The sequence below is a fragment of the Dyella sedimenti genome (assembly GCF_022760995.1).
Lineage (GTDB): Bacteria > Pseudomonadota > Gammaproteobacteria > Xanthomonadales > Rhodanobacteraceae > Dyella > Dyella sedimenti.
The window spans coordinates 18,759-26,416 of the sequence record NZ_JAKWJO010000003.1 but is presented as its reverse complement, the minus strand read 5'-3'; the positions used below and the strand labels follow the sequence as shown (position 1 = coordinate 26,416).

Below are 7,658 nucleotides of genomic sequence, written 5' to 3'. Positions count from 1 at the left end.
ATCCAGGGGAGACCGAAAAAGTTTAGGCCTGGCCACTACGGCTGTTGCCGCCCCGATTGCGCCTCGGGGCGGGACATCACTGCCGTTCGGGCAGGAACACGGCGAACAGGGCGCCTTGCGGGTCGCGTAGTACGGCGTAGCGGCCGATGCCGGGGATGTCTTCCGGCGGCGTGGCCACTTCAGCGAGCAGGGACTCGGCCTTGCGCACCGCGGCGTCGACGTCGGCGACCAGCACGTAGGGCAGCCACAGCGACGGGCCGATGCCGCCGGGGTTGCGGATCAGGCCGCCGCGCGCGACGCCGTCGCGCTTGAGCATGTAGTAGGTTTCCTCGCCGGCGGGCATGCTGTCGTGCGCGAGGCCGAACAGGGTTTCGTAGAACACCAGCGCACGCGCATCGTCGGTGGCGTGCAGCTCATGCCAGCACCACTGGCCTGGCGGCACCTCCGTGTCGGGTGCGTCATCGCCGGCGCTGCGCCAGATCGAGAACATCGCGCCCGCCGGATCGCGCAGGGTGGCGCCACGGCCCGCCGGCGCGAAGTCGGTGGGCGGCATCAGCGGCGTGGCCCCGGCCACCAGCGCCTCGGCATAGCTGCGATCGACGTCGTCCACACTGAGGTAGACGCCCCACAGGCTGGACTCGCCCACCTGTGTCTCGCGAAGGCCGCCGATGCCCTGCCCCGCGTTCGAGATGACCTGGTAGGGTTGGCCACCCGCTTCCATCGTCGATACCTGCCAACCGAACAATGCCTGGTAGAACCGGCCGGCCTCCGCGGGCACGGGACTGGCGTGCTCGACCCACACGAGCTTGCCCGGCAATGACTTCATGGCATGGCCTCCTGGGGAAGGGAAACCCTAGCCTAGCGATGCGAACATGACGATCAGGTCGTGATGCGTACGGCAGGCTCAGGCGTGCAGCGCCAACTCGGCCAGGCGGTCCAGTTCCTCGGCGTCGAAGCCCGCCGCCAGGCGCGCCTGGCGATTGAACGGGCCGCGCAGGTTGCGCCCCATGTAGTCGCGCAGCAGGTCGAGGAAGGTCTCGCGCGGATCGAGCCCGTCGCGTTCGCAGCAATGGCGGAACCAGCGCGTGCCGGCGGCCACGTGCGCCACTTCCTCGCGCAGGATTACGTCGAGCACGGCCACGGTGCGTTCGTCGCCCACCGACAGCAGGCGCTCGATCATGCCGGGCGTCACGTCCAGGCCGCGAGCTTCCAGCACGCGCGGCACCAGCGCCATGCGCGCGGTATCGTGGTGCGCGGTTTTCCCGGCCATCTCCCACAGCCCGTTGTGCGCGTCGAAGTCGCCATAGGCATGCCCCAGCTCGGCCAGTCGCCCGGTCAGCATGGCGAAGTGGCGGGCCTCGTCATGGGCGCAGCTGGCCCAGTCGCGATAGTAGTCGCGGGGCATGCCGCGGAAGCGGTACACCGCGTCCCAGGCCAGGTTGATGGCGTTGAACTCGATGTGCGCCACCGCGTGCACCAGGGCGGCGCGACCTTCCGCCGTGCCCAGGCCGCGATGCGGCACCTGTCGCTGCGGCACCAGGCGCGGCTTTTCCGGACGCCCCGGCGCGTCGATGGGTCCGGGCGCGGGCGACGAAGGATCGGGATGCAGCTCGCCGGCCAGGAAGGCCTGCCAGGTGGCGTGGGTCAGGCGCAGCTTGTCCGCCGGATCGGCGGCATCGAGGCAACGCTTGGCGGCGGCGTGGAGGTCATGCATGGCGGAGGAAATCACTGTGGGAGCGCACCCTGTGCGCGACATGCGACCACCGGGCAAAGCGGAACATCGCCATGCCGCAGTCGCGCACAGGGTGCGCTCCCACAACAGCGTCGTCGTTCAGGCGCTGCGGCGGGCGGCCTTGGCGTCGTCGGAACGCAGCATCTCGATCTGCCGCAGGTAGTGCTGGTCCAGGCCGGTGACGTATTCGCCGGAGAAGCACGAGGTATCGAAATGCTTGAGCGCCTCGTTGCCGTCCTGCACCGCCCACACCAGGTCCTTGAGGTCCTGGTAGATCAGCCAGTCGGCGCCAAGCATCTTCTCCACTTCCTGCTCGGTATGGCCGGCGGCGATCAGCTCAGAGGCGGCCGGCATGTCGATGCCGTACACGTTCGGGTAGCGCACCGGCGGCGCGGCGGAGGCGAAGAACACGTTGCGCGCGCCGGCGTCGCGCGCCATCTGGATGATCTGGCGCGAGGTGGTGCCGCGCACGATGGAGTCGTCCACCAGCAACACGTTCTTCTTGCGGAATTCCAGCTCCACCGGGTTGAGCTTGCGGCGTACCGATTTCACGCGCTCGCCCTGCCCCGGCATGATGAAGGTACGGCCGATGTAGCGGTTCTTCACGAAGCCTTCGCGGAACGGCACGCCCAGCACCTCGGCCAGCGCGGAAGCGGCGGTGCGCGCGGTGTCGGGGATCGGTATCACCGCCTCGATACCGTGGTCCGGGCGCTCGCGCAGGATCTTCTCGGCCAGCTTCTGGCCCATGCGCAGGCGTGCCTTGTACACCGACACGTTCTCGATCATCGAGTCCGGCCGCGCAAGGTACACGTATTCGAAGATGCACGGCGCGTGCATGCCGCCCTCGGCGCAGTGGCGCGCATGCAGCTGACCGTCGTTGGTGATGAATACCGCCTCGCCCGGCGCCACGTCGCGCAGGCGCTTGAAGCCGAGGATGTCCAGCGCCACCGACTCGGAGGCCACGGCATATTCGCGGCCTTCGGAAGTGATGCGCTCGCCCAGCACCAGCGGGCGGATGCCGTGCGGGTCGCGGAACGCGAGCAGGCCGTAGCCCAATACGAGCGCGATGCAGGCATAGCCGCCGCGCGCGCGCTGGTGCACGCCGGCCACGGCCTTGAAAATGTGGTCCGGCGTGAGCGCCATGCGATCCTGGATCTGCAGCTCGTGCGCGAGCACGTTGAGCAGCACCTCCGAATCGGAGTCGGTGTTGATGTGGCGGCGGTCATCCTCGAACATCTCGCGGCGCAGCGTCTCGGTGTTGACCAGGTTGCCGTTGTGCGCGAAGGCGATGCCGTAGGGCGAGTTGACGTAGAACGGTTGCGCCTCGGAAGAGCCTTCCGAGCCAGCGGTGGGATAGCGGCAGTGGCCGATGCCGATACGCCCGCGCAGCCCGCTCATCGAGCTTTGGCTGAACACGTCGCGCACCAGGCCGTTGCCCTTGTGCAGGCGCAGCCGCGCGCCGTCCACCGTGGCGATGCCGGCAGCGTCCTGGCCGCGGTGCTGCAACACGGTCAAACCGTCATAGAGTGACGCGGCGACCTCACTGGTGCCGACGATGCCGATGATTCCGCACATGGTTGAAAGCCTGTCTTAGTAAGTCATCGCCTGGGCGGCCGAGGATGCGGCCGCCACGTGGGTTCTGTGTCCGGGCGCTGGCGTATCGCCCGGTACAGCCGCCGGCAAGGCGGGAAGATGGTCCAGTACCGCCGGGGGATGGAGGTAGCGGCGGACGCTGTCCGGCACCTGCTGGCCCAGCCATGCCGCCATGCCCTTGAACTGCGGCAACAATACCGAATCGCTCCACCAGGGATCGCGCGTGAACGCGGTAAACCCGAGCAGGAACACCGCAAGCGTCACCAGCAGCACGCCCCGCGCAAAACCGAAAAACATGCCCAGCAGGCGGTCGGTACCGGACAATCCTGTGCCCTCCACCAGCCTGCTGACCAGGAAGCGCAGCAGCGCCCCGGCGATCAGCACGGCCAGGAAGCAGATGCCATAGCCAACCAGGATCCGCGCCGACGGCAGCTGGATGCTGTGCTCGAAGTAGCCCGCCACGCTCGGACCGAACGTCCAGGCCACCCAGAACGCCGCTACCCAGACCGCCAGCGCCAGCACCTCGGAAATGAGGCCGCGCCATAGCCCGATCAAGACCGAGAGGGCCAGGACGGCCAGGATGATGTAGTCGGCCCAGTTCACCGGGTCACCGTCCGCCGGACTCGGGCTCAGGGCGCGCTGACGACATTGCCGTCCACGCCCAGCTTGGTCTTGATCTGGTCGCGGACCCGCAGCGCGTCCGCGCGTTGCGTCTGCGGACCGGCGCGCACGCGCCACAGCTGCTTGCCGTTGACGTTGACCGTGTCCACGTAGCCGTCGAAACCGTTCGCGCGCAGCTTGTCGCGCAGCGTATTGGCGTCGGCTTGGCTGCCCATGGCGGCCACCTGCACCGCCCAGCCACCCGCGCGGGGCGTCGTCGCGGCGGCAGTCGCGGCCGCCGGCTTGGCTGCGGGCGCCTCGTCGTCCTGCGCCGGGGTGCTGGCGCTGGATTCCAGCCGCACGGGCACGCCCGCGATGGATTGGCTGATCTTCAGCCGCGCGGCCTCAGCGGCGGCGCGCGATTCGAACGGTCCGGCGGTGACCAGGGTCAGCGGCTTGCCGGCCTGGCTAATGGCGCGGCCGGAAGCGGGATAGCCCAGCCCGCGCACGCGCTGGACCAGGTTCTGCGCGCTCGCGCTGGACGCATAGGCGCTGAGATTGAGCGTGAACTGGCCATGCGCCGCCGTGGCGGGCGGCGTGGCCGGCTGCACAGGGATGGCCGGGGCGTTGGCAGGCGGCTTCGCGGGCGCCGAGGCGGTCGCGGTGGTCTTGCCCTGCGCCGGGATCACCGGCTGCGCCGCGCTGGAACCGGCGCGCGTCACCGTGGTCGGCTCGGGCGCCTTGCCGGCGTTGGGATCGGTCTCCACGTCGCGCGGGCGATTGGAGCCGATGTTCACCGTGGCCAATTGGTCCGACGCACCCACCGGCGCGGCGGCGGGCGTCGGCGTCGGCACGGCGGGCCTGGATGCGGACGCCGCCGTGGAGGCCGGCGCGGCGCCCGGGGTCAGGCTCATGGTCTTGGTCTGCAGGTCACGGTCCGGCGCGGGCGGGATGGCCAGGCTTACCGATTCGTCACCGCTGGTGGATGGCGGGTTGCTGGAGAAGAACATCGGCACGATGAGCACCAGCAGCGCAATGATGACGGCAGCGCCCAGCAGACGTGTTTTCAAGACAGGCTCCAAACGGCGGGGGTGCGAGGACCAGCGCGATTATACCCGCCCGCGCCGCCGGTCAGGCCGAATCCTGTCCGGACGATTCAGCCAGCACGGCCGACGCCACGAAAAACGAACCGAACGCGAGCATGCATTCGCCCGGCCGCGCCGCCGCGCGCGCAGCGGCCAGCGCCTCGCCCACGGAGGCATGCGCGTCGTAGCGCGCCTGCGGCAGCACCAACCGCAGTTGCCCGGCCAGCGCCTCGGCCGGCAGGCCGCGCGGCGTGTCGCGGTCCAGAGCGGCCAGGTGCCAATGGTCGATCCGCGTACCCAGGGCGCGGATCACGCCGCCCACGTCCTTGTCGGACAGGGCGCCATAGACGGCATGCACGCGCCCGTGCGGCCGCGTGTCCAGCCACTCGGCCAGGGCGCGCGCCGCCTGCGGGTTGTGGCCCACGTCCACCACCAGGGCCGGGTCTCCGCCCAGCGATTGCAGGCGCGCGCTCGCCTTCGCCCGACGCAGTCCCGCGGTGGCCGCCTGGCCGAGGTCGATGCCGGCCAGCGGCGCATCCACGGCGCGCAGGGCATGCAGCGCCGCCACGGCGCTGGCCGCGTTGGCGTATTGCACCGGCGCCGCCAGCGCCGGGTCGGGCAGCGCCAGCACGGTGCCGTCGCGATGCCACCAGCGCCAGCCCCCCGCGGGCAGGCGCTCCACGCCGAAATCCAGGCCGGCGCGCTGCGTGTCGGCGCCGATCCGGCGCAAGGCTTCCAGCAACCCGGCCGGCGGATCGTCCTCACCCACGATGGCAGGCCGCCCCGCGCGGGCGATGCCGGCCTTTTCCACGCCAATGCTGTCGCGGTCCGGCCCCAGCCAGTCCAGGTGGTCCAGGTCGACCGTGGTGATGACGGCCACGTCGGCATCGATGATGTTCACCGCATCCAACCGCCCGCCCAGCCCCACTTCCAGCACGGCTACGTCGAGGCCAGCACGGGCGAACAGGTCCAGCGCGGCCAGCGTGCCGAACTCGAAATAGGTCAGCGGAATCTCGCCGCGTGCCGCCTCGATGCGTTCGAAACTCGCCACCAGCGCCGGAGCGCTGGCCTCCGCGCCATCGATGCGCACGCGCTCACGGTAATGCAGCAGGTGCGGCGAGGTGTAGCAACCCACGCGCTGGCCGCCGGCGGCCAGCATGGCCTCCAGCATGGCCACGGTGGAGCCCTTGCCATTGGTGCCGCCCACGGTGATCGCACGTCGCGCCGGCACGGGCGCTCCCATGCGCTGCCAGACAGCACGCACACGATCGAGCCCCAGCTCGATGCTGCGCACGTTCACGCGCTCCTGGTAGGCCAGCCATTCGTCGAGGGTGCGGGTCATGCGGCGGTATCCAGCGGATGCATCCAGAAGCGCAGGCGATGCGGCGTCGAAGCCAGCGCATCGACCTCGGTCCAGTCCAGCGTGCAGAACATGTCCTCCTGTCGCCGGTAGCCCCGTCCGGTCCAGAACGCATCGTTGGCCCGATAATCCGCCGGGCGGCGTGGATCGTTGGCGGCGCGCTCCACCGCGCAGAACGCGGTCCAGCGAATGCCGGGCACGCGCCGCGCATGCGCCTCGCGCTGGTCGAAGAAGCGATGCCCCAGGCCCAGCCCGCGATAGGCCGGCAGCAGCACCGATTCGCCGAAATAGAACACTTCGCCGAGCAGCATGCCCCGCTCCACGAACGGCTGCTGGATGGCCGCGACCTCATCCACCAGCGGCATGCCGGTGGCGCAGCCCACCACCTTGTCGCCGTCCAACGCCAGCACGAACACGCTGCGGCGCGACCTGGCATAGGCCTCCAGGTAGCGCTGCTCGTAGGCCATGTCCCCGTCGTAGAGATAGGGATAGTCGCGGAACACCTCGATGCGCAGGCGCGCCAGGTCCGCCAGGTAGGGCGTCACCGCGCCGCCGACGCTGGTGATGATGCGCACGTCCATCGCTCAGGCGCCCACGACCTGGGCGATCCAGTCCTGCAGGTTGTAGTAGTTGCTGACGCGCGCGATGCGGCCGCCGCGAATGTCGAAGAATGCCCCGCCCGGCAGTACGTAGCGCTGGCCGCGCGCCGGCGGCAGGCCCTCGTCGTCGGCCAGGTACTCGCCGTGCACCACGTATTCGGCGGCGGCACGGGTATCGTCGGCGCCGGCCATCACCACGATGTCGCGCAGTTGCTCGCGGTAGCAGCGGTTCATGCGCTCCAGGAAGCGCCGGAAGGTGTCGCGCCCGGTCTCGCGGTGGCCCTGGTTGATGTCGTGCGCCACGTCGTCGGCGAGGCAGGCCAGCATGGCTTCCCAGTCGGCGCGGTTGAAGGCGTCGTAATAGCGTGCGATCAGGTCGGTGCTGGCGGACATGCGAGGCTTCCTGCGGGGTATGGCGGGGCGCACAGCTTAAAGCATGGCCGTATCCGCACGCCTCACCCCACACCTCGTCATGCCGGCGCAGGCCGGCTAGAAATGCACACCCGTGGCCCGCAGCGCCCAGTACATGCCGAACGCGGTCCAGAACATTTTCTTGAGCGCCCGTCCCGCCAGCAGTGCAACCAGCAGGCCGAGCAGCAGCGGCATGTGCTTTTCCAGGGTGCTGCGCGTGTCGTCGATGATGTTCATGTGAATGCCCTCCCGCACCCCAGCGGTGCGGGAGGCATGTT

Annotated in this window: 9 protein-coding genes; all 9 read right to left on the bottom strand. The window is 69.7% G+C overall.

Annotated elements, in window-relative coordinates; genetic code table 11:
- Positions 1 to 76 precede the first annotated feature (76 nt).
- The 9 genes from MJ605_RS07795 to MJ605_RS07755 all read right to left on the bottom strand — a co-directional run bounded on the left by MJ605_RS07795 (position 77) and on the right by MJ605_RS07755 (position 7,617).
- On the bottom strand, positions 77 to 826 hold the full coding sequence (locus MJ605_RS07795; RefSeq protein WP_243040848.1) for a VOC family protein: 750 nt from the start codon (positions 824 to 826) through the stop codon (positions 77 to 79).
- 78 nt (positions 827 to 904) lie between these two features.
- Complete coding sequence (locus MJ605_RS07790) at positions 905 to 1,714, bottom strand: ferritin-like domain-containing protein (protein ID WP_243040845.1); 810 nt, start codon at positions 1,712 to 1,714, stop codon at positions 905 to 907.
- A 117-nt stretch (positions 1,715 to 1,831) separates the two neighbouring features.
- The gene (gene purF, locus MJ605_RS07785) at positions 1,832 to 3,307 is read right to left on the bottom strand and encodes an amidophosphoribosyltransferase (RefSeq protein WP_243040843.1); all 1,476 of its coding nucleotides are present in this window, start codon (positions 3,305 to 3,307) and stop codon (positions 1,832 to 1,834) included.
- 15 nt (positions 3,308 to 3,322) lie between these two features.
- Complete coding sequence (locus MJ605_RS07780) at positions 3,323 to 3,928, bottom strand: CvpA family protein (protein WP_243040839.1); 606 nt, start codon at positions 3,926 to 3,928, stop codon at positions 3,323 to 3,325.
- A 26-nt stretch (positions 3,929 to 3,954) separates the two neighbouring features.
- Positions 3,955 to 4,995, bottom strand: coding sequence for an SPOR domain-containing protein (locus MJ605_RS07775; protein WP_243040836.1), 1,041 nt, complete (start codon positions 4,993 to 4,995; stop codon positions 3,955 to 3,957).
- A gap of 61 nt (positions 4,996 to 5,056) precedes the next feature.
- Complete coding sequence (folC, locus tag MJ605_RS07770) at positions 5,057 to 6,352, bottom strand: bifunctional tetrahydrofolate synthase/dihydrofolate synthase (RefSeq protein ID WP_243040835.1); 1,296 nt, start codon at positions 6,350 to 6,352, stop codon at positions 5,057 to 5,059.
- Positions 6,349 to 6,951, bottom strand: a complete 603-nt coding sequence (locus tag MJ605_RS07765) for a GNAT family N-acetyltransferase (protein ID WP_243040834.1) — start codon at positions 6,949 to 6,951, stop codon at positions 6,349 to 6,351. Before MJ605_RS07765 ends, folC begins: the two co-directional genes overlap by 4 nt.
- A 3-nt stretch (positions 6,952 to 6,954) precedes the next feature.
- Positions 6,955 to 7,362, bottom strand: a complete 408-nt coding sequence (locus MJ605_RS07760) for a ketosteroid isomerase-related protein (protein ID WP_243040825.1) — start codon at positions 7,360 to 7,362, stop codon at positions 6,955 to 6,957.
- Positions 7,363 to 7,458: 96 nt separating this feature from the next.
- Positions 7,459 to 7,617, bottom strand: a complete 159-nt coding sequence (locus MJ605_RS07755) for a hypothetical protein (RefSeq protein ID WP_243040823.1) — start codon at positions 7,615 to 7,617, stop codon at positions 7,459 to 7,461.
- Between the last annotated feature and the right edge of the window lie 41 nt (positions 7,618 to 7,658).

What these genes read in the sequence shown, in the direction of transcription:
- MJ605_RS07795 (WP_243040848.1), bottom strand. Translation starts at nt 826, where the DNA reads ATGAAGTCATTGCCGGGCAAGCTCGTGTGGGTCGAGCACGCCAGTCCC.
- MJ605_RS07790 (WP_243040845.1), bottom strand. Translation starts at nt 1,714, where the DNA reads ATGCATGACCTCCACGCCGCCGCCAAGCGTTGCCTCGATGCCGCCGAT.
- purF (WP_243040843.1), bottom strand. Translation starts at nt 3,307, where the DNA reads ATGTGCGGAATCATCGGCATCGTCGGCACCAGTGAGGTCGCCGCGTCA.
- folC (WP_243040835.1), bottom strand. Translation starts at nt 6,352, where the DNA reads ATGACCCGCACCCTCGACGAATGGCTGGCCTACCAGGAGCGCGTGAAC.
- MJ605_RS07765 (WP_243040834.1), bottom strand. Translation starts at nt 6,951, where the DNA reads ATGGACGTGCGCATCATCACCAGCGTCGGCGGCGCGGTGACGCCCTAC.
- MJ605_RS07760 (WP_243040825.1), bottom strand. Translation starts at nt 7,362, where the DNA reads ATGTCCGCCAGCACCGACCTGATCGCACGCTATTACGACGCCTTCAAC.
- MJ605_RS07755 (WP_243040823.1), bottom strand. Translation starts at nt 7,617, where the DNA reads ATGAACATCATCGACGACACGCGCAGCACCCTGGAAAAGCACATGCCG.